At 68.6% G+C, this 20,769-nt stretch carries 14 protein-coding genes; 10 read left to right on the forward strand and 4 right to left on the reverse strand.

Going from position 1 to position 20,769, the window contains the following annotated elements; genetic code table 11:
* Positions 1 to 205: 205 nt before the first annotated feature.
* Positions 206 to 1,426: a trypsin-like serine peptidase gene (locus tag PGH47_RS31505; protein ID WP_271666182.1), complete on the reverse strand. Its 1,221-nt coding sequence runs from the start codon at positions 1,424 to 1,426 to the stop codon at positions 206 to 208.
* 735 nt (positions 1,427 to 2,161) lie between these two features.
* Between PGH47_RS31505 and PGH47_RS31510 the strand changes: the two genes are divergently transcribed.
* The 4 genes from PGH47_RS31510 to PGH47_RS31525 all read left to right on the forward strand — a co-directional run bounded on the left by PGH47_RS31510 (position 2,162) and on the right by PGH47_RS31525 (position 9,637).
* A complete protein-coding gene (locus PGH47_RS31510) occupies positions 2,162 to 3,955 on the forward strand; it encodes a diaminobutyrate--2-oxoglutarate transaminase family protein (RefSeq protein WP_271666183.1) in 1,794 nt (597 codons plus the stop codon).
* Between the two features lie 252 nt (positions 3,956 to 4,207).
* Positions 4,208 to 6,229, forward strand: a complete 2,022-nt coding sequence (locus PGH47_RS31515; RefSeq protein WP_443048579.1) for an IucA/IucC family protein — start codon at positions 4,208 to 4,210, stop codon at positions 6,227 to 6,229.
* Positions 6,230 to 6,268: 39 nt separating this feature from the next.
* Entirely contained in the window at positions 6,269 to 7,207 is a 939-nt protein-coding gene (locus PGH47_RS31520; RefSeq protein WP_271666184.1) for a GNAT family N-acetyltransferase, read from the forward strand.
* Between the two features lie 441 nt (positions 7,208 to 7,648).
* Positions 7,649 to 9,637, forward strand: a complete 1,989-nt coding sequence (locus tag PGH47_RS31525; protein WP_271666185.1) for an ATP-dependent DNA helicase — start codon at positions 7,649 to 7,651, stop codon at positions 9,635 to 9,637.
* A gap of 204 nt (positions 9,638 to 9,841) precedes the next feature.
* Here the strand turns inward: PGH47_RS31525 and lexA are convergent, their stop codons facing one another.
* Entirely contained in the window at positions 9,842 to 10,621 is a 780-nt protein-coding gene (gene lexA, locus PGH47_RS31530; RefSeq protein WP_030944708.1) for a transcriptional repressor LexA, read from the reverse strand.
* Between the two features lie 564 nt (positions 10,622 to 11,185).
* On the opposite strand from lexA, the gene nrdR reads away from it, so the two are divergent.
* Together nrdR and PGH47_RS31540 are read left to right on the forward strand one after the other, a co-directional pair.
* Complete coding sequence (gene nrdR, locus PGH47_RS31535) at positions 11,186 to 11,755, forward strand: transcriptional regulator NrdR (protein WP_030944710.1); 570 nt, start codon at positions 11,186 to 11,188, stop codon at positions 11,753 to 11,755.
* Positions 11,756 to 11,918: 163 nt separating this feature from the next.
* Complete coding sequence (locus PGH47_RS31540) at positions 11,919 to 14,813, forward strand: vitamin B12-dependent ribonucleotide reductase (protein ID WP_271666186.1); 2,895 nt, start codon at positions 11,919 to 11,921, stop codon at positions 14,811 to 14,813.
* Positions 14,814 to 14,969: 156 nt separating this feature from the next.
* On the opposite strand, the gene PGH47_RS31545 is transcribed toward PGH47_RS31540, so the two are convergent.
* Positions 14,970 to 15,503, reverse strand: coding sequence for a TerD family protein (locus PGH47_RS31545; protein ID WP_271666187.1), 534 nt, complete (start codon positions 15,501 to 15,503; stop codon positions 14,970 to 14,972).
* A 156-nt stretch (positions 15,504 to 15,659) separates the two neighbouring features.
* Here PGH47_RS31545 and PGH47_RS31550 point away from each other — a divergent pair, with 156 nt between their 5' ends.
* The 3 genes from PGH47_RS31550 (at position 15,660) to PGH47_RS31560 (ending at position 17,978) form a co-directional block, all read left to right on the forward strand.
* Positions 15,660 to 16,265: a YdbC family protein gene (locus PGH47_RS31550; RefSeq protein ID WP_030944719.1), complete on the forward strand. Its 606-nt coding sequence runs from the start codon at positions 15,660 to 15,662 to the stop codon at positions 16,263 to 16,265.
* A 129-nt stretch (positions 16,266 to 16,394) separates the two neighbouring features.
* On the forward strand, positions 16,395 to 17,054 hold the full coding sequence (locus PGH47_RS31555; RefSeq protein ID WP_030944720.1) for a histidine phosphatase family protein: 660 nt from the start codon (positions 16,395 to 16,397) through the stop codon (positions 17,052 to 17,054).
* A gap of 12 nt (positions 17,055 to 17,066) precedes the next feature.
* On the forward strand, positions 17,067 to 17,978 hold the full coding sequence (locus tag PGH47_RS31560) for an ADP-ribosylglycohydrolase family protein (protein ID WP_271666188.1): 912 nt from the start codon (positions 17,067 to 17,069) through the stop codon (positions 17,976 to 17,978).
* Positions 17,979 to 18,380: 402 nt separating this feature from the next.
* On the opposite strand, the gene PGH47_RS31565 is transcribed toward PGH47_RS31560, so the two are convergent.
* Entirely contained in the window at positions 18,381 to 19,928 is a 1,548-nt protein-coding gene (locus PGH47_RS31565) for an MFS transporter (protein WP_271666189.1), read from the reverse strand.
* Between the two features lie 187 nt (positions 19,929 to 20,115).
* Between PGH47_RS31565 and PGH47_RS31570 the strand changes: the two genes are divergently transcribed.
* Positions 20,116 to 20,739 carry a TetR/AcrR family transcriptional regulator gene (locus PGH47_RS31570; RefSeq protein ID WP_271666190.1) on the forward strand — a complete coding sequence of 208 codons (624 nt, stop codon included), beginning with the start codon at positions 20,116 to 20,118 and terminating at the stop codon, positions 20,737 to 20,739.
* The last annotated feature ends 30 nt before the right edge of the window (positions 20,740 to 20,769 follow it).

The raw sequence follows: 20,769 nt of genomic DNA on the forward strand, positions 1-20,769 counted from the left end.
CCGACTGCCATCTCTGCGCGGCCCCCCGGACGCGACATCCCACTATGCCCGTGGAGTTGAGAGCGAACGGCGGTGAGGCGGTGAAGGTTTCACCCTGGTGACGGTTCCTCCCCGATACAGGGTTCCCCCTGCTATGGGTCTCCCTCCCGGTGACGGATCCCTTCACCGTCCCACCGCCGCCGTCAACCCCGCGCTTCGGCGCGCGTCACTGACCGGTGAACTTCTCGCTCACCCCGTCGAACACGGCCTTGGCCTCCTTGCCCAGCCGCGGACCCGCCAGCCAGCCCGCGTCCACCGGACCGATCGAGGTGTTCGACACCAGCGCCGGCTTGCCGTCCGAGCCCGTCGCGATCCAACCGCCACCGGACGAACCGCCGGTCATCGTGCAGCCGATGCGGTACATGGTCGGGTCGGACGCCCTCAGCGACAGCCGGCCCGGCTGGTCCTGGCACTGGTACAGCTTCTGGCCGTCGTACGGCGCGGCAGCCGGGTAACCGACGGCTTTGATGCTGTCCACGTCGGGGACGGCCGGCGCGTTGAAGTTCACGGGAAGGGCCGAACCGACCGTCTCCTCCAGGGACTTGCCGGTGCCGCCCGCCTCCGGCTTCACATGCAGCACGGCGAAGTCGTACGGCGCGCCGTCCCCGCCCGTCGGACCGCCATCAGCGATCCACTGGTCCGAGGTCTGCACCCAGTCCGCCCACCAGACGCCGAACGGGGCCGCCTGCTCCTTCGTGGCGTTCTCCATCGCGGCCGTACCCATGGCCTTGTCGTTGTACGACGGCACGAACGCGATGTTGCGGTACCAGCCGCCGCTCTTTCCGGCGTGCACACAGTGGCCCGCCGTCCACACCATGTTGGACTTACCGGGGTTGGCCGGGTCCTGTACGACCGTCGCAGAGCAGACCATCGTGCCTTCGGGGGAGTCGAAGAACACCTTGCCCGCCTCGGGGGCGTTGGCGTGGTACGTGGGCGCCACGGCTTGCGCGTCCACGGGCTGCGGCGTCGGGTCGGTGACGCCCTGGTCACCGGAGAGGTCAGTGTCGTCGACGCCCCGGTCCGGGTCCTCGGCGTCGCGCATACGGTCCGGGTCCCACAGGCCCTCGATGATCGGGTTGATGTAGTCCTTGGCCTCGCGCAACCAGTCGTCACGGTCCCAGTTCTTCCAGGCCCCGTCCTTCCAGTTGTCGAGATCGATCCCGTGTTCCTTGAGCTTGTCCTTGATGTCGTCCGGGATCGTGATCTTGCCCTCGCCACCGGCCGCGGCGGACGCACTGGGCTCGCCACTCGCGTCGGCGTCGCCCGACTCGCATGCGGTGACGGTGAGCGTCAGTGCCGCGGCGAGCGCGACCAGGGGCAGCGGGGAGGTTCTGCGGCGCGCACTCCTCCCCCGACGGGCGGTGAACGACGGCCGTATCGATCGCATGATCTGTCTCCCCCTGAGGTGACGGTTCGTGGTGCCGCAGCCGTGACGCTTTCGCCGATCGCTTGCCGATCCCTTGCTGATCGCTCGCCTGTCCTGCGTGCTTTCACGGCGCGTTGGGACGGCCTCACACACTATGCGGTCGCTGTGGGTGCGTTCCGACAGAACGGCAACGGTTTCGCTACGGGTCGTCTGAACAGGCAACTTGTCGCGTGGGGTGCCGATTTGAAGTATCCCGGGTCCGGTTTTGTCGGGCACGGTGTTGTTGGGTGGGGTGATGTTGAGTGGGGTGATGTTGGGTGGGGTGTCTTGTGCGGCGGATGTCGCGGTGAGGTTTGTGACGGGGCGGTGTGGTGGCTGCCGGTGCCGGTGCCGGGCGTCGATGCGTCGGCGTGCACGCCGGCTCTGAGCTGGAAGGCGTCGAGGGCGGCCGGACTCTTCAACGGGTCCGGGGGGGCGCGGGGAGTGGACTGCCAGGCCATGGCGGCTGTCGGAGGCTGCTGCCGTGACGCGTGCGGTCCCGCCCACCGACGGTTTTGTCTCAGCAACGATCTCCAACCAACCCGTAACCCGGTGAACGGTCCACGGTTGGTAGCCGTGGGGGTCCGCCGCCCGTGAGCGGCCCCCTGTGCCCAGTTCCCCGGAGTTTCGAGTGGACGCTCGCGGGGCTTCGTATGTCGGGTCGGGCGAGGAAGCGAAAGACCTGCTCGCCCCTGGACAGCGGGAGGACAGGGAGCCATGGCCGTGACCGAATCTGTGCGCGGGGATACGTCCGACTCGGCGGGGGGCGTCGCCGCTCACGAGGGGATCCTGCGACGGCAGTCGGCGCGCGAGTCGGCGGCGCGTACCTACGCGCGTGCCCTGCCCATCGTGCCGGTGCGAGCACGTGGGCTGACCATCGAGGGCGCGGACGGCAGTCGCTACCTGGACTGCCTCTCCGGTGCCGGGACACTGGCGCTCGGACACAACCACCCCGTGGTCCTGGAGGCCATCCGCAAGGTCCTCGACTCGGGCGCCCCCCTCCATGTCCTCGACCTGGCGACCCCGGTCAAGGACGCCTTCATCACCGAGTTGTTCCGCACCCTGCCGCCCGGGCTCGCCGACAACGCGCGCGTGCAGTTCTGCGGACCCGCCGGCACCGACGCCGTGGAAGCCGCCTTCAAACTCGTCCGCGCCGCGACCGGACGCACCGGCATCCTCGCCTTCAGCGGCGCTTACCACGGCATGACCGCCGGTGCCCTCGAGGCATCCGGAGGCGCCTACGACGTCCGGGTCGCGCGCCTGCCCTATCCGCAGGACTATCGCTGCCCCTTCGGCGTCGGCGGCGAACACGGCGCCGAACTCGCCGCCCGCTGGACCGAGACCGTCCTCGACGACCCCAAGTCGGGCGTCCGGCACCCGGCCGGGATGATCCTCGAACCCGTCCAGGGCGAAGGCGGAGTGATCCCTGCCCCGGACGAGTGGATGCGCCGCATGCGCCAGATCACGGCCGACCGGTCCATCCCCCTGATCGCCGACGAGGTCCAGACGGGTGTCGGCCGAACCGGCTCCTTCTGGGCGGTGGAGCACAGCGGCGTCACCCCCGACGTGATGGTCCTCTCCAAGGCCATCGGAGGCAGCCTGCCGCTGGCCGTCATCGTCTACCGCGACGACCTCGACGCCTGGCAACCCGGAGCCCACGCCGGCACCTTCCGCGGCAACCAACTCGCCATGGCCGCCGGCATGGCAACCCTCGCCTACGTCCGCGAGAACCGCCTCGCCGAGCGCGCGGCCGACCTGGGCACCCGGATGCTGGACCAACTCCGGGGACTCGCGGCTGAGTTCGACTGCATCGGGGATGTGCGGGGGAGGGGGTTGATGATCGGGGTCGAGGTGGTGGAGCCGGAAGCTGAACCCTTGCGGGAGCGGGAGCGGGAGCGGGAGCGGGAGCGGGAGCGGTCGGCGGGCCTGGCGCGTGAGGGCGGCGTGCTGGGTGATCCGGACTGGCGTGGGGGAGTCGGTGACCTGGCGGTGCCGGGAGATTCGGCTGGCCCTGGGAGGCCTCACGGTGCTGGCGTTGGGGTCGGCGGGCTGGTGGGCCCCGGCTCCGCCCGGACGCCGGGCGGCTGGCCGACGGGCGTCACCCCTGCCGACCGGGCAGCAGGCGCGGCAGCGGCGGCGATGCAGGGCGGCCAGGACCACCACCCCAGGCCGGCAGCCCCCGAGCTTGCGGTCGCCATTCAGCGCGAGTGCCTCCGACGTGGCTTGATCGTCGAACTCGGCGGTCGTCACTCCAGCGTCGTACGGCTCCTCCCACCCCTGACCATCAGCGACGAGCAGGCGACCGCCGTGCTCGACCGACTCGCGGACGCGGTGGCTGCGGTATCCCGCAACCACCCCGGTCACGACCGACTGCAACGCCCGCAACCTGGACAGCAGCGACGTGCCGACCGAGCCCAGAGTGCGGACCGTGCCGATCGCGCAGGCCCAGGCGACCGTGCCGATCGCGCAGACCGAGGCCATCGCGCTGATCACGCTGACGAGGCGGGGTAGCGCGGCAGTCGACAGCAGGGGCGTGCCGGTGCGCTCCCTGATCCGTGCGTTGGCTTCGTCGTCCGTTCGTTGTGGCCGCTCCAGCCGACGGCCTACTCCCTCGCGATGCATCCCGCCCCTCCGCAACCTCGCCTCCAAGTGACACACCCCCTCCACATGCACCTGCCGAACGCTGCACTCCAGCCGCCCCCACCACACCGCAGTACGGCTGCACTGCCGCGCGAGTCGGAACCACCCCCACGAGGACCAACCTTGAACAGCACCCCCACAACTGCCGGCCGTCGTTCCACCCCACCGGAGCGAGGAGACGCACCGCAGGGACCCGCCCCGGCCGACAGGGCAGCTTCCGCTTCCTCTTCCGCCTACGCAGCAGCCGCGGCGCAGGGGCCGGTCCGCACACCGCCCCAGGCTGACGTCCCGGACGCTGAACGGCTGCGCAGCGAAACCCCCGACCTGCTGGAGCACCCCGACCCGCACACCGCAGCCCAGGCCGCCGCAGTGGAGAACCTGCTCCGCTGCTGGGTACGAGAGACCAATGTCCTGGCACCCCACGACGGGCTTCTCCGCATCCTGCTGCCCGCCACCGGCACGGCCCTGGTAGCCCCCGTCCACTACTGGTCCCCGACGGGATGGCACCGCTTCGGCCTTCCGTACCTGGCCGCCGCTACAGATCAGTCCTCACTCATCGACTCGGTCACCCTCGCCGCCCTACTCACCAGGGAAGCGTTGTACCGAACCCCCGACGCGCCCGAGACCTCCTCAGTGCCGACGCCTGCACCCGTGACGCTCACCGCGATGGCCGCCGCCACGGACCTAGTTGCCCGCGTCGCCGACTCCGCCCAACGAACCGTCACCTTCATCAGCGAGCGCCGGAACTGCCCCTCCGACAGCCCTGACCTCTTCCTCGCCGCCGAGCAGGCGCTCCTCCTCGGACACCCGCACCACCCGACACCGAAGAGTCGCGAGAGCCTCTCCGAGACCGAAGCCCGGCTGTACTCACCCGAACTGCGTGGCTCCTTCCCCTTGCACTGGCTGGCCGTGTCCCCTTCCGTACTCGCCACCGACTCGGCGTGGACCGAACGTGGCCGTGCCATCCCCGCGTCCCAGCTCACTGCCCGCCTTGCCGGCCCTGACCTGTCCCTTCCCGACGGCTACACGGCCTTGCCACTCCATCCCTGGCAACTGCGCGAAGTTCTGCATCGCCCCGAGACCGCCGCCCTGTTCGATGCCGGCCTGCTTGCCGACCTCGGTGACCACGGCGAACCGTGGCATCCCACCTCCTCCGTTCGCACTGTCCATCGGTCCGGCGCACCGGCCATGCTCAAGCTCTCGCTGGGCCTGCGCATCACCAATTCCCGCCGTGAGAACCTCCGCAAGGAACTGCACCGTGGCGTAGAGGTGCACCGACTCCTGCGCAGTGGCCTCGCGACGCAGTGGCAGGCAGCGCACCCTGAATTCGACATCGTTCGCGACCCGGCCTGGCTCGCCGTCGACGGGCTGGATGGAGGCCCCGTCCCCGGTCTAGACGTCATGATCCGGCACAACCCGTTCCGCCCTTCCGACGATGTGTCCTGCGTAGCCGGACTCGTCTCACCCCTTCCTCACCCACAAACCGACGTCACCGCAGCCCGACGCCGGTCGGACAGGGAGCCGCTGCGGTCCCGGCTGGCCGAGCTGATCACGCGTCTCGCGACACGAACCGGCCGCCCCCGGGGAGCTGTGGCCGCCGAGTGGTTCCTGCGTTACCTCGAACATGTCGTTCGCCCTGTGCTGTGGCTGGACGCCGAGGCCGGCGTCGCCCTGGAGGCGCACCAGCAGAACACGCTGCTCCTGCTGGACGGCGACGGCTGGCCCTCCGGCGGCCGCTACCGCGACAACCAGGGCTACTACTTCCGCGGGTCCCGGCGCGCGGAGCTGGATGCCCGACTGCCCGGCATCGGCGAGCACAGTGACACCTTCGTCTCGGACGAAGTCACCGACGAACGGTTCGCCTACTACCTCGCGATCAACAATGTGCTTGGTCTCATCGGTGCGTTCGGCTCCCAGCGTCTCGTCGACGAACAGTTGCTGCTCGCCGCTTTCCGCCGCTTCCTCGGCGAAGTGGCCGCCGGTCCAACCCGGCTCCGCACCTCACTGCCGGCGCACCTGCTCGACTCACCCGTCCTGCGCTGCAAAGCCAACCTCCTGACCCGAATCCACGGCCTCGACGAACTCGTAGGCCCGGTCGACACCCAGTCCGTCTACGTCACGATCGCCAACCCCCTCCATTCCTGAGGAACATGCCCCATCCCGCTTCCTGAGAGGAGCGTCCCCGTGCCTCCCACCGACGCGAGTGCCAACGCAGGTACCACCCCGGTCACCGACATCGGCACCACGAGTCCGAGCGCTCATGAGAGCCGTATCGGCCCGGCTGCCGACGCGGGCGCAGACAGCGAGGACACGTTGGATCTGCATCTGCCCGACGAATTCGTCGCGCTCTTCGCGGAGGACACTGGCGCCGACGGGAGCCGAACCCTTGGCGCAACCGCAACCGCAACCGCAACCGCAACCGCAACCGCAACCGCAACCGCAGGCCAAGCCAGCGCGTCAGCCACAAGCGCTGCAACCGTCAAAGGCACAGGCACAGGCACAGGCACTTGTGCGCCTGAGGCCCCGCCCGCTTCCGCCACCCCGTACCCCGAAGATCTCCTCGGCGACGTCGCCGACTGGGGCCCGGTCAGCACCCCGGCAGGGGCACTGCACCTAGTACCCGTACGGATCGAGCGAGACCTCCCGATCATCAGCCGCTGGATGAACGACCCTGCCGTCACAGCGTTCTGGGGCCTCGCCGGACCGGAGAACGCCATTGAGGAGCACCTGCGGTCCCAGCTCGTCGGCGACGGACGCAGCGTCCCGTGCATGGGCCTGCTGGAAGGCACGCCGATGAGCTACTGGGAGATCTACCGAGCCGACCTCGACCCGCTGGCCCGCCACTACCCGGCCAGGCCCCACGACACCGGAGTCCATCTCCTTATCGGTGGCATGGGTGATCGAGGGCGAGGACTCGGCGGAACTCTTCTCCGAGCCGTCGCCGACCTCGCACTGGACAAGCGGCCTGCCTGCGCTCGCGTTGTCGCCGAACCGGACATTCGCAATACCCCTTCCGTCGCCGCCTTCTTGACCGCCGGCTTCCGGTTCTCCGCCGAGATCGACCTGCCCGCCAAGCGGGCCGTCCTCATGATCAGAGACCGGAGCCTGCGTCACCTGCTGTGACGACACGTCGCAACGTCGTCACTTTTGGTACACCGCTCACGGCGATCCGGTTCCCACTCCCGACGAACCGAATTCAGGCCGAGTCGATCTCTGCATCGACCCACAGCTGACCGGAGCCTCAACCGATCAGCCTTGCCAGCGCTCAAGGCTCCCCAGCCCTTTTGACCGAACCGAACGACCCGGACCCGACTCCGAAATCACCCGGCCAAAGTCGACCGACCTTGATCGCATCCGGCGCACAGCCGACCGCAGTGACCGCACCTGGCACTCACCCGAACCATCTCTGACCACGACCGAACAGATCCCGCACCCACTCGACCCGATCTCACCGCCACCCGAACCGGTCCGATCCTCATCAGCCGATCACCCGGTCTTGATCCAGTCCCCGGGCTCGACCGCGGGCGCTCGTTTGTCAGTGCTGAGTCGTAGGGTGGTCGCTCTATGGAAAAGCCCTCACTCCCCGAACTCCTGCATGCCGCTGTCACTGCTGTTGGCGGTACGGAGCGCCCTGGCCAGGTGACGATGGCCGAATCCGTCGCGGAGGCGATCGACGGCGACACCCACCTGCTCGTCCAGGCCGGCACCGGCACCGGAAAGTCGCTCGGCTACCTCGTGCCCGCGCTCGCGCACGGGGAGCGAGTCGTCGTGGCGACGGCCACCCTGGCGCTTCAGCGCCAACTCGTGGAGCGGGACCTGCCGCGCACCGTCGACGCGCTGCACCCGCTGCTGCGTCGGCGCCCGGAGTTCGCGATGCTCAAGGGCAGGTCGAACTACCTGTGTCTGCACCGCCTGCACGAGGGCGTCCCGCAGGACGAGGAGGAGGGCCTCTTCGACCAGTTCGAGGCAGCCGCACCCACCAGCAAGCTGGGCCAGGACCTGCTCCGGATGCGCGACTGGGCGGACGAGACGGAGACGGGCGACCGCGACGACCTGACGCCCGGCGTGTCCGACCGCGCCTGGGCACAGGTATCGGTGTCGTCGAGGGAGTGCCTCGGCGCCACGAAGTGCGCCTACGGCGCGGAGTGCTTCGCCGAGATGGCCCGGGAGCGGGCCAAGCTCTCCGAGGTCGTCGTCACCAACCACGCGCTGCTCGCGATCGACGCCATCGAGGGCGCACCGGTCCTTCCACAGCACGAGGTCCTGATCGTCGACGAGGCGCACGAACTGGTCTCCCGCGTCACCGGAGTCGCCACCGGCGAGCTCACGCCGGGCCAGGTAAACCGCGCGGTGCGCCGCGCCGCGAAGCTCGTGAACGAGAAGGCCGCCGACCAGCTCCAGACAGCCGCCGAGGGCTTCGAACGGCTCATGGAGCTGGCGCTGCCTGGCCGCCTGGAGGAGATCCCGGAAGACCTCGCCTACGCGCTCATGGCGCTGCGCGACGCCTGCCGCACCGTGATCTCCGGGATCGGCGCGACCCGCGACAAGTCCGTCCAGGACGAGGACGCGGTCCGCAAGCAGGCACTCGCCTCCGTAGAGTCCGTGCACGACGTGGCGGAGCGGATCACCAACGGCTCCGAGTGGGACGTCGTCTGGTACGAACGACACGACCGCTTCGGCGCGTCCCTCCGAGTGGCGCCGATGTCGGTGTCGGGTCTGCTGAGGGAGAAGCTCTTCGCCGACCGCTCCGTCACCCTGACCTCCGCGACCTTGAAGCTGGGCGGCGATTTCAACGGCGTCGGCGCCTCACTGGGGCTGGCTCCGGAGGGCACGGAGGGCGACGACCTCCCGCAGTGGAAGGGCGTGGATGTCGGCTCACCGTTCGAGTACCGCAAGCAGGGCATCCTGTACGTCGCCAAGCACCTGTCGCGCCCCGCGCGGGACGGCGACCGCGCGGACATGCTCGATGAGCTGACCGAGCTCATCCAAGCGGCCGGCGGCCGCACGCTCGGCCTGTTCTCCTCGATGCGTGGAGCCCAGCTGGCAGCCGAGGAGCTCCGCTCCCGCATCCCGGAGTTCCCGATCCTCCTCCAGGGCGAGGAGACACTCGGCGAGCTGATCAAGAACTTTGCCGCCGACCCGAAGACCTGCCTGTTCGGCACGCTCTCGCTCTGGCAGGGCGTCGATGTGCCAGGCCCCAGCTGCCAGCTGGTCGTCATGGACAAGATCCCGTTCCCGCGCCCCGACGACCCGCTGATGAGCGCCCGCCAGAAGGCGGTGGAGGACGCCGGCGGAAACGGCTTCATGGCGGTCGCCGCCACCCACGCCGCACTGCTCATGGCCCAGGGCGCCGGGCGCCTCGTACGGGCATCGGGGGACAAGGGCGTGGTGGCCGTACTGGACCAGCGGCTGGCGACAGCCCGGTACGGAAGCTATCTGAAGGCGTCACTCCCCGACTTCTGGTACACGACGGACCGTAATCAGGTCAGGAAGTCGCTTGCCGCCATCGATGCGTCGGCAGCGCAGGCGGAGGCCGAAGCGGCGGCGAAGTAGCCGAGGCCACCGTGGTTAGCCTGTCGCGGCACCGCGACAGGCTAACCACTGGTCCAAAAGCCGCGGACGCCGGGTCCGGTCCCAGTGCCGGACGGTCATACCGTCGGTCGCGCGCGCCCGAAACAGCACAGGGCCCCGGAACCGGCGCAGGGGTCCCGGGGCCCGGTCAAGGGGCGACGCCTATCGGTTCGCCCGCCGCAGCCGTCACACGCGCCGCAGCACTGCCACCACCTTGCCCAGGATGGTCGCGTCGTCGCCGGGGATGGGCTCGTACGCGGAGTTGTGCGGGAGGAGCCAGACGTGGCCGTCCTCGCGCTTGAAGCGCTTGACGGTGGCCTCGCCGTCGAGCATCGCGGCCACGATGTCGCCGTTCTCGGCGACCGGCTGACGGCGGACCGTGACCCAGTCGCCGTCGCAGATCGCGGCCTCGATCATCGAGTCACCGACGACCTTGAGCACGAACAGCTCGCCGTCGCCGACCAGCTGCCGGGGGAGGGGGAAGACGTCCTCGACCGACTCCTCGGCGAGGATGGGGCCACCGGCGGCGATGCGGCCGACCAGCGGGACGTACGACGCTGCGGGCTTTCCGGCGGTGTCCGTGGGCTGCACGGATGCGGCCTGGTCGGAGCCGCGCACCTCGTACGCGCGCGGGCGGTGCGGGTCGCGACGGAGGAAGCCCTTGCGTTCCAGTGCCATCAGCTGGTGCGCCACCGAGGATGTGCTGGACAGGCCGACCGCCTGGCCGATCTCCCGCATCGACGGCGGGTAGCCACGACGCTGCACGGAATCCCTGATGACCTCGATGACACGGCGCTGGCGGTCGGTGAGCCCTGAGCTGTCCGCCCGGATGCCGGGAGGTCGACCCGGAAGGGAACGCTTTTGTCCCTCGGGATTCATGGCTTCGTTCATTGCATGCACCGGCTCGAGTCGGCCCTGGGAGCGGTCCTGGGCAGTGATGGTGGCACTGTCTGCGGTGGTGGTCACGTCGGCCCCTCTCGATGGTCTCCCTGCTGCACAACGGTAGTTGCTTTCGAAAGGTTGCGCCAAACACACGTTCGAGTGAAAAATCGCGAATCGGCTTACGTGATCGCGTGTCGGGGTGTATGGCTGACGAGCTGTCCGGCGGGCAAAAGGGCCCATTGTTGTACTCTTCACCGCCGGGGTGACGACCTCGTGGGTTGTTGCCCCAGTCTGCCATCCGGGATCGGCTCAGCCGGGAACCGACCCCCATCTGTGCGGGAGTCCCACGTCCCCTCCGTGTGGCGCTCACGGTATCTCCGTATGTGCCGCAGGGATACGGCTGTGCATCGGAGTGCCTGGCGGACCGGCGTGGCAGTACGCCACCTGCTCATGTCTGTGCGACACGCGCATACGGCCTGGATGTATGAGCCAATCCCCACATCTAGTGGTTGGATTGCAGCAGCAGCCCAGAAGTTGTGGTCCCCCCGGTCTTCGGACCCTCGGAGATCGCCTATGCTTGGGGCTGCTTCGCGGGGCCCATGAGGTCCAGCGAGGCTATTGAGTCTGCTGTGAAGGAGGGTTGGAGTTATGCACTGCCCCTTCTGCAGGCACCCCGACAGCCGTGTCGTCGACAGCCGTACGACCGACGACGGCACGTCGATCCGCAGGCGCCGTCAGTGTCCTGACTGCTCCCGTCGTTTCACGACGGTGGAGACATGCTCGCTGATGGTGATCAAGCGGTCCGGAGTCACCGAACCGTTCAGCCGTACCAAGGTCATCAACGGCGTGCGCAAGGCATGCCAGGGGCGACCTGTCACCGAGGACGCGCTCGCTCAGCTCGGCCAACGGGTCGAGGAGGCGGTGCGGGCCACCGGAAGTGCCGAGCTGACCACCCACGACGTGGGGCTGGCCATACTCGGCCCGTTGCAGGAACTCGACCTCGTCGCCTTTCTGCGATTCGCCTCCGTCTACCGGGCTTTCGACTCGCTCGAGGACTTCGAGGCCGCGATCGCAGAGCTGAGGGAACCGACGGGACGCCCCGCCGCGGACGAGGACGACCGCGAGGATGACGTGGGCGCAGTCACGGGGGGCCAGGAAGACCACCGCGGGTCCGGAGGGACTGCACAAGTCCCCGTGCCCGCCAACGCCGCCGACTAGGGCGGGCCGGATCCGGACGTCAGACCCGGATCCGGCCGAGAGGGCGGCGACAGAAGACCTGCTGCGGGCGGCGATCAGAGGGTGCTCGCAGCACAAGACACAACACGTGCCACGGGGAACATCGGGGCACTTCAGGGCGTTTTAGCCCGTACAGGGAGGCGGCATGACAGAGACGGCGAGCGGTCCGGCACGGAGTTCCCGAGCCAAGGGCCCCAAGGCGGCCAAGGGACTGCGTATCGAGCGCATCCACACCACCCCCGGCGTGCACCCGTACGACGAGGTGGCCTGGGAGCGCCGTGACGTCGTCATGACCAACTGGCGCGACGGCTCGGTCAACTTCGAGCAGCGCGGCGTCGAGTTCCCCGGCTTCTGGTCGGTGAACGCGGTCAACATCGTCACCAGCAAGTACTTCCGCGGTGCCGTCGGCACCCCGCAGCGCGAGGTGAGCCTCAAGCAGCTCATCGACCGCATCGTGAAGACGTATCGGAAGGCCGGCGAGGACTACAAGTACTTCGCCTCGCCCGCCGACGCCGAGATCTTCGAGCACGAGCTGGCGTACGCCCTCCTGCACCAGATCTTCAGCTTCAACAGCCCTGTCTGGTTCAACGTCGGCACGCCCCAGCCGCAGCAGGTCTCCGCCTGCTTCATCCTGTCCGTCGACGACTCCATGGAGTCGATCCTCGACTGGTACAAGGAAGAGGGCATGATCTTCAAGGGCGGCTCCGGCGCCGGCCTGAACCTCTCCCGCATCCGCTCCTCCAAGGAACTGCTGTCCTCCGGCGGCAACGCCTCGGGCCCGGTGTCCTTCATGCGCGGTGCCGACGCCTCCGCAGGAACGATCAAGTCGGGCGGCGCCACCCGCCGCGCGGCCAAGATGGTCATCCTCGACGTCGACCACCCCGACATCGAGGACTTCATCGAGACCAAGGTGAAGGAAGAGGAGAAGATCCGCGCCCTGCGCGACGCGGGCTTCGACATGGACCTGGGCGGCGACGACATCACGTCCGTCCAGTACCAGAACGCCAACAACTCGGTCCGCGTGAACGACACGTTCATGAAGGCGGTCGAGTCGGGCGGCAAGTTCGGCCTGACCTCCCGTATGACCGGCGAGGTCATCGAAGAGGTCGACGCCAAGGCCCTGTTCCGCAAGATGGCCGAGGCCGCCTGGGCCTGCGCCGACCCCGGCATCCAGTACGACGACACCATCAACCACTGGCACACGTGCCCGGAGTCCGGCCGTATCAACGGCTCGAACCCGTGCAGCGAGTACATGCACCTGGACAACACGTCCTGCAACCTCGCCTCGCTGAACCTGATGAAGTTCCTCAAGGACGACGGCAAGGGCAGCCAGTCCTTCGACGTCGAGCGCTTCGCGAAGGTCGTCGAGCTCGTCATCACCGCGATGGACATCTCCATCTGCTTCGCGGACTTCCCGACGCAGAAGATCGGTGAGAACACGCGCGCGTTCCGCCAGCTCGGCATCGGCTACGCCAACCTCGGCGCCCTGCTCATGGCGACCGGCCACGCGTACGACTCCGACGGCGGCCGTGCCCTCGCCGGTGCCATCACGTCCCTGATGACCGGCACGTCGTACCGCCGCTCCGCCGAACTCGCCGCGGTCGTCGGGCCGTACGACGGCTACGCCCGCAACGCGACGCCGCACCTGCGCGTCATGAAGCAGCACGCCGACGCCAACGGCAAGGCCGTCCGCATGGACGACCTCGACACGCCGATCTGGGCCGCCGCCACGGAGGCCTGGCAGGACGTGCAGCGTCTCGGTGAGAAGAACGGTTTCCGTAACTCTCAGGCGTCCGTCATCGCCCCGACCGGCACCATCGGTCTGGCGATGTCCTGCGACACCACCGGTCTTGAGCCCGACCTCGCGCTGGTCAAGTTCAAGAAGCTGGTCGGTGGCGGCTCGATGCAGATCGTCAACGGCACCGTCCCGCAGGCCCTGCGCCGCCTCGGTTACCAGGAGGAGCAGATCGAGGCGATCGTCGCCCACATCGCCGACCACGGCAATGTCGTCGACGCCCCCGGCCTCAAGCACGAGCACTACGAGGTGTTCGACTGCGCCATGGGCGAGCGCTCCATCTCCGCGATGGGCCACGTCCGGATGATGGCCGCGATCCAGCCGTGGATCTCCGGCGCCCTGTCCAAGACGGTCAACATGCCGGAGTCGGCGACCGTCGAGGAGGTCGAGGAGATCTACTTCGAGGCCTGGAAGATGGGCGTCAAGGCGCTCGCGATCTACCGCGACAACTGCAAGGTCGGTCAGCCCCTCTCCGCGAAGACCAAGGAGAAGGAGAAGGCCGAGATCACGGAGAAGGCCGAGGCCACCATCCGTGAGACGGTCGAGAAGGTCGTCGAGTACCGCCCGGTCCGCAAGCGTCTTCCGAAGGGCCGTCCCGGCATCACCACGTCCTTCACCGTCGGCGGCGCCGAGGGCTACATGACCGCCAACTCCTACCCGGACGACGGTCTCGGCGAGGTCTTCCTGAAGATGTCCAAGCAGGGCTCGACGCTCGCAGGCATGATGGACGCCTTCTCCATCGCGGTCTCCGTCGGCCTCCAGTACGGCGTGCCGCTGGAGACGTACGTCTCGAAGTTCACGAACATGCGCTTCGAGCCGGCGGGCATGACGGACGACCCGGACGTGCGGATGGCGCAGTCGATCGTCGACTACATCTTCCGTCGCCTGGCGCTGGACTTCCTGCCCTTCGAGACGCGCTCCGCGCTCGGCATCCACTCCGCCGAGGAGCGTCAGCGTCACCTCGAGACGGGCTCCTACGAGCCCAACGAGGACGAGGTCGACGTCGAGGGTCTGGCCCAGTCGGCGCCCCGCGCCCAGGAGCTGAAGGCCGTTGCCGCGCCGAAGGCCGAGGCCTCGGTGGCCAAGCCCGCTCCGCAGCAGGCCCACACCAGCGCCGAGCTGGTGGAGATGCAGCTGGGCATCCAGGCCGACGCCCCGCTCTGCTTCTCCTGCGGCACCAAGATGCAGCGCGCCGGTTCCTGCTACATCTGCGAGGGCTGCGGCTCGACCAGCGGTTGCAGCTGACACCGCCCGGGGCTCTGCCCCGGCCGTCGGACAGCCCCTGAGGGGCTCTGACGGCAGGTAGCTCACGAAGAGGGGCGCCGACGACATGTCGGCGCCCCTCTTCGTTGTACGGCCCGCGCGGGGGCGATTACGTCCACGCGCGTGTGCGAGCGACTCTCAAGGGTGGCCGGCCCTGCCCATGACCGCCGTGAACGTCGCCGGGTCGTCCTCGAAACCGCGGATGCCCGCGCGGAACTCCCATGTGCTCGATCCTTCGCGCACGAACTCCGCGACCGTGGCCGCCGTCGAGCCGAGCACGCCGCCGAAGTCGTCCTCGGCCATGACGGTGTAGCCCTCACGGATGCGCAGGGCCGGCTTGATGACACTGACGAAGGTGCGCTCCGCCGGGCGCTGCTGGATCACGACGCCGACCAGCACGCGCGCGTACCGGCTGTCGAGCCGGTCGAGCTCCACGGTCAGCACTTCGTCCCAGCCGAAGCCCTTGCCGTCCTTGCTGTCCCGGTTGAGATAGATGGTGCCGTCGGGAGAGCGGCTGTCGAAGTGCACTACGTACGCGGGATCGCCGTAAGGATCGCTCGTCAGATAGGTCGCGGCCACTATGTCCAGATCGGTGGGCGGCTGCCCGGTCGGACTCGGATCCCACTTGAGCGAGATCTCGACTTTCCGGGTTCCCTTGTTGATGGCGTTCACCAGGCTTCCCCTTCCCCGTGATGCGAATGCTCCCAGCCTGAACTGCCCTGCGGACAAGGCCGGTTGTCCATCCTGCCACGCGCGCGGGATCACGCGTGGGGGCCCAGTGGCGCCGACCGTGACCGACGCCACGCTGAGTGGCCTTACCATGGCGCGGTGCTGGTCAAGTGGATTCGCTGCACCGTGGTGGACCGCCGCGGCTTCGAGCGGGGGCAGCGAAAATGGGCGGGGCTTCTGGGGGAGCCGGGATTTCGGGGGCAGGGTGGTGGCTGGAGCCGGGGGCGGCAGGGGGTGGCGCACATCTTCTCGTTCTGGGAGAGCCGTTCCTTCTACGACTCCTTCATGGCCCGCTCCCATGACCGGCTGGCCGCGGCCCAGTCCGGCACGTTCAAGGACATGCAGGTCAAACTGTTCGACTACCGCTTCGACGTGAAGACCGGCTTCGAGCCGCGCTTCACCGACGCCGACCTCGTCCGGGTGGCCCACTGCCGTGTCCACGAGGAACGCGCCGAGCACTTCACGCTCATGCAGGAGAAGGTCTGGAACCCCGCCATGGCCGGCTCCCCGGGCATGGTCCGCGGGCTGTTCGGTGAGGCACCGGGCCATGAGTTCCTGGTGCTGTCGATGTGGCACTCGGCCGCCGAGCACGGCAAGTACCGGACCGAGCGCGTGGAGCGACTGGCGCTACGCGCCCAGATCGAGGCGGATGTGGCGGCACTTACGGGTGACATCGTGGAGCTCGAGGCGACCTGGACGGTCTGAGTCAGTTTGAAATCCAAACCTGATGAATGGGTGTCTTGATGTGGCCGGTGATACAGGAAATGTGTGACCTACGCCGTATGGAGCCCGTACGAGTGCTCGATCGGCCGTCGGCCGATCTAGGGTTTTGGCATGGCACGACCACGGCGCATCGTCCTTGTCCGACACGGGGAGTCAACGGGCAATGTTGATGACACCGTTTACGAGCGTGAGCCCGACCACGCGCTGGCCCTGACCGAGCGGGGATGGCGGCAGGCGGAGGAGACGGGTAAACGACTGAGGGAGGTTTTCGGCCGCGAGCGAGTCAGCGTGTACGTCTCGCCCTACCGCCGTACTCACGAGACCCTGCGGGCCTTCCACCTGGACCCCGAGCTCATACGGGTGCGCGAGGAGCCCCGCCTGCGCGAGCAGGACTGGGGGAACTGGCAGGACCGCGACGACGTACGCCTCCAGAAGTCCTACCGGGACGCCTACGGCCACTTCTTCTACCGCTTCGCCCAGGGCGAGTCGGGCGCCGACGTGTACGACCGGGTCGGCAACTTCCTGGAGAGCCTGTACCGCAGCTTCGAGGCGCCCGATCATCCGCCGAACGTGCTGCTCGTGACCCATGGACTGGCCATGCGGCTGTTCTGCATGCGCTGGTTCCACTGGACGGTCGCCGACTTCGAGTCGCTGTCGAACCCCGGGAACGCGGAGATGCGGATGCTCGTTCTCGGGGACGACGGCAAGTACACGCTTGACCGGCCGTTCGAACGCTGGCGTGACCCGGAACCGTACGGGATCACCGGATAGAGTGGCAGGGCGATGACCGCTGACTCCTCCCCCGAAGGGCGCCTGGACCGCGCCCTCAACAGCCTGCGCGGACTCGCGGTGGGGGACGCCCTCGGCTCGCAGTTCTTCGTGCCGGTGAACTATCCGCTGCTGAAGCGACGCGAGCTCCCGTCCGGCCCCTGGCAGTGGACGGACGACACGGAAATGGCCTGCTCGGTGGTCGCCGTCCTGGCTGCCCACCACCGCATCGACCAGGACGCCCTCGCCGGCTCCTTCGCCGAGCACCACGACTTCGACCGCGGTTACGGGCCTGCGGTAAACCGGCTGCTGCGCCTGGTCAGAGAGGGCGGAGACTGGCGCGAGCTGTCGGCCGCGCTCTTCAACGGGCGGGGCTCCTGGGGCAACGGCGCCGCAATGCGGATCGCTCCCCTGGGGGCCTGGTACGCGGACGACCCCGAGCAGGCGACCCACCAGGCCGAGATCTCCGCCTACCCGACGCACCAGCACCGCGAGGCCGTGGTCGGCGCCATGGCCGTCGCCGCGGCTGCCGCGCTGGCCGCGGCCCCTGGCGGGCCGCCCAGCCCGGAATCGCTCCTGGACGACGTCATCGCTCTGGTCCCGAAGAGCGCGGTCGGGGCAGGCCTACGGCGTGCCCGGGACATGCTCGACTACGGCGACGCGGGCACCGTCGCGGCCGTTCTGGGCTGCGGACGGCGTACCACGGCCCACGACACCGTGCCCTTCGCCCTCTGGTCCGCCGCACGGGCCCTGGGCGACTACGAGGGGGCCTTCTGGACGACCGCGCAGGTCGGCGGTGACGTCGACACCACGTGCGCCATCGTGGGCGGTGTGATCGGGTCCGGGAAGGCCGGGTCGGTGCCGGCCGAGTGGGCGGAGCGGACCGAGGCACTGCCCGAGTGGGCGCCGACGGCGATGACCGCCTAGGGCGGGTTCAGTCGCCCCGCCGGAGCTCTCGATAACTTTCTGTGCATCCCGGGAACTCTGCGTGACCACTGATCCGTTGTCGTGGCAGTGAGTGTGCGACCGGTGGGGTCGCAGGCACTGGTGACACGCGAGGGGTGCAGGGGGTGGGGCATGGGGTTCGCGTCGGTGCTTGGCGTGCTGTTCGTCGCGGCGGCTGCCGGTTGGGGCGGGCTGTGGCTTGCCCGCCCCAATGTGACTCGCCCCGCGGCTGTAGCTGTGGCAGCCGTGCGGATCGCGGTACCTGTGGCCGTGGTGCGGAGGGCGGCAGCCGCGACAGCGGTGCGGATGGCCGGATCGTCGCCCTCGCTTTCGGTCCCCCGGACCCGATCCGGCCATCCGCGGCCCTTTGCGGGCCCGGCCGGATCAGCCGGCCATCGGGCCCGCCGTCCCGGAGAGGGCGTCCAGGTCGCTCTTGCGGACCCGGATCACCAACCACGCGGTGGCCAGGGCGATGACGGCCATCGAGGCGGCCGCCACGAAGCCTGTCGAGATGCCCTGCGTGAGCACTTCGTGGCCCCAAGGGCCGGGCAACTGGTGCGTCTTGGCGAACTCCGCCTTCTGCTCGGCCGACCCTTCCGCCATGAACTTCGGCAGTTGCTTCTCCGCCTCGTTCTTGCTGGCGGTGCCGAAGACCGTCGTCAGGATGGACAGGCCGAGCGAACCGCCCACCTGCTGCGTGGCGTTGAGAAGCCCGGACGCGGCACCGGCCTCGTGCTGGGCGACTCCGGACACTGCGGTTATCGTCAGCGTCACGAAGTTCAGACCCATGCCGAAGCCGAACACCAGCATCGGACCGAGCACTCCGCCCGCATACGAGCTGTCCGCGGTGATGAGGGTCTGCCAGGCGAGCCCGATCGCCGCGAGCGCCGAACCGGCGAGCATGAACGGCTTGGGGCCGAGTACCGGAAGGAAACGCTGCGACAGGCCCGCGCCCAGCGCGATCACGACCGTCACGGGCAGGAAGGCGAGACCGGCCTCGATCGGGCTGTACTGGAGCACGTTCTGCACGAACAGGACGATGTAGAAGAACATGCCGAACATCGCCGCGGCGAGGCTGAGCATGATCACGTACGTGCCCGAGCGGTTGCGGTCGGCGAACATCCTCAGCGGGGTGATGGGCTCCTTGGCCCGCGATTCGATGAACGCGAAGGCCAGCAGCAGGACCACCGCGGCTGCGAACGACCCGATGGTCAGGCTGTCCCGCCAGCCCTCGTCCGCCGCGCGGATGAAGCCGTAGACCAGGGAGGCCATACCGGCCGTCGAGGTCACCGCGCCCGCTATGTCGAAGCGGCCGCTGTGCCGTTCGGACTCGTTGATGTACAGCGGCGCGAGCACGGCTATCACGATGCCTATGGGCACGTTGACGAAGAGCACCCAGCGCCAGTCGAGCCACTCGGTGAGCATGCCGCCCGCGAGCAGACCGATGGCTCCACCACCCGCGGATACGGCCGCGAAGACGCCGAAGGCCCGGTTGCGTTCCGGGCCCTCGGGGAACGTGGTGGTGATGAGCGCCAACGAGGTGGGCGACGCGATCGCGCCACCCATGCCCTGGAGCACGCGCGCGGCCAGCAACTGCCAGGGCTCCTGGGCCAGTCCGCCGAGCAGCGAGGCGAGCGTGAACAGCAGGATGCCGGTCATGAAGACCCGGCGGCGTCCCAGGATGTCACCGGCGCGGCCGCCCAGAAGCAGCAGGCCGCCGAAGGTGAGCGTGTAGGAGCTGACGACCCAGGTGAGGTCGGTCGTGCTGAACTTGAGCGCGTCTTGAATGTGCGGGAGCGCGATGTTCACAATCGTCGCGTCGAGTACCACCATGAGTTGGCAGGCCGCGATGACGGCGAGCGCGATGCCGGGATGTCCCTGCCGGCGTGCCGCACCTGGTATCTGATCTTTGATCAACTGAGAGGTTGTCACTATGGGTCCCCCACAAGTGCCTTAGTGAACGCTCGCGTTCACTGTCGCGACAACCGTAGTGAGTCCCCGGTAGTGAACGCAAGCGTTCACTCGTATTGTCGTCGCGCGGCATGTCCCCCCTAGTTGCCGCGTGGTGAGTTCCATGTCCCCGGAATCCCCGCTTCCCCTGTTTGTTGGAGACGCTCAGATGGTTACCTCGCGCTGGACGGCCGCCCCCGCTCAGGCGGCCTCCCTCCGTCGGCGCGGCGCCGTGCTCGAACGCGCGATCCTCGAAGCCGCACTGGAGCAACTCAGTACCGTCGGCTGGAACGGCCTCACCATGGAGGGCGTCGCCGCCGGTGCACAGACCGGCAAGGCCGCCGTCTACCGCCGCTGGCCGTCCAAGGAGGACCTCGTCGCCGACGCGCTGCGGGCCGGACTGCCGAACTTCGAGTCGGCCCCCGACCTCGGCAGCGTGCGCGAGGATCTGCTGGCGCTGTGCCGGCAGGCGCGCGAGGCGATGTACTCGCGCCCCGGTTTCGCCCTGCGGTCGGTGATTCACGAATGCGACACCGTGCAGGCGGAACGGTTTCACGGTGTGATCTTCGAGGGTGTCGTGGAGCCGACGATCGCGTTGCTGCGCGAGGTCATCACCCGTGGAATTGAGCGGGGAGAAGTGCGGGAGGACGCGGCCAACAGCTACGTCTTCGACGCCATCCCGGCGATGATGATGTACCGGTCAAAGATGTGCGGGAGCGAATGGGGGGACCAGGATCTCGAGGAGATGATCGACCAGCTCATGGTCCCGCTGCTCCGTCCGACAGGTCGCTGACGCGTCCCTGCGTCGGCCCGAGATCGCTTC

The organism is Streptomyces sp. HUAS 31 (genome assembly GCF_028198125.1).
Classification (GTDB): domain Bacteria; phylum Actinomycetota; class Actinomycetes; order Streptomycetales; family Streptomycetaceae; genus Streptomyces; species Streptomyces chartreusis.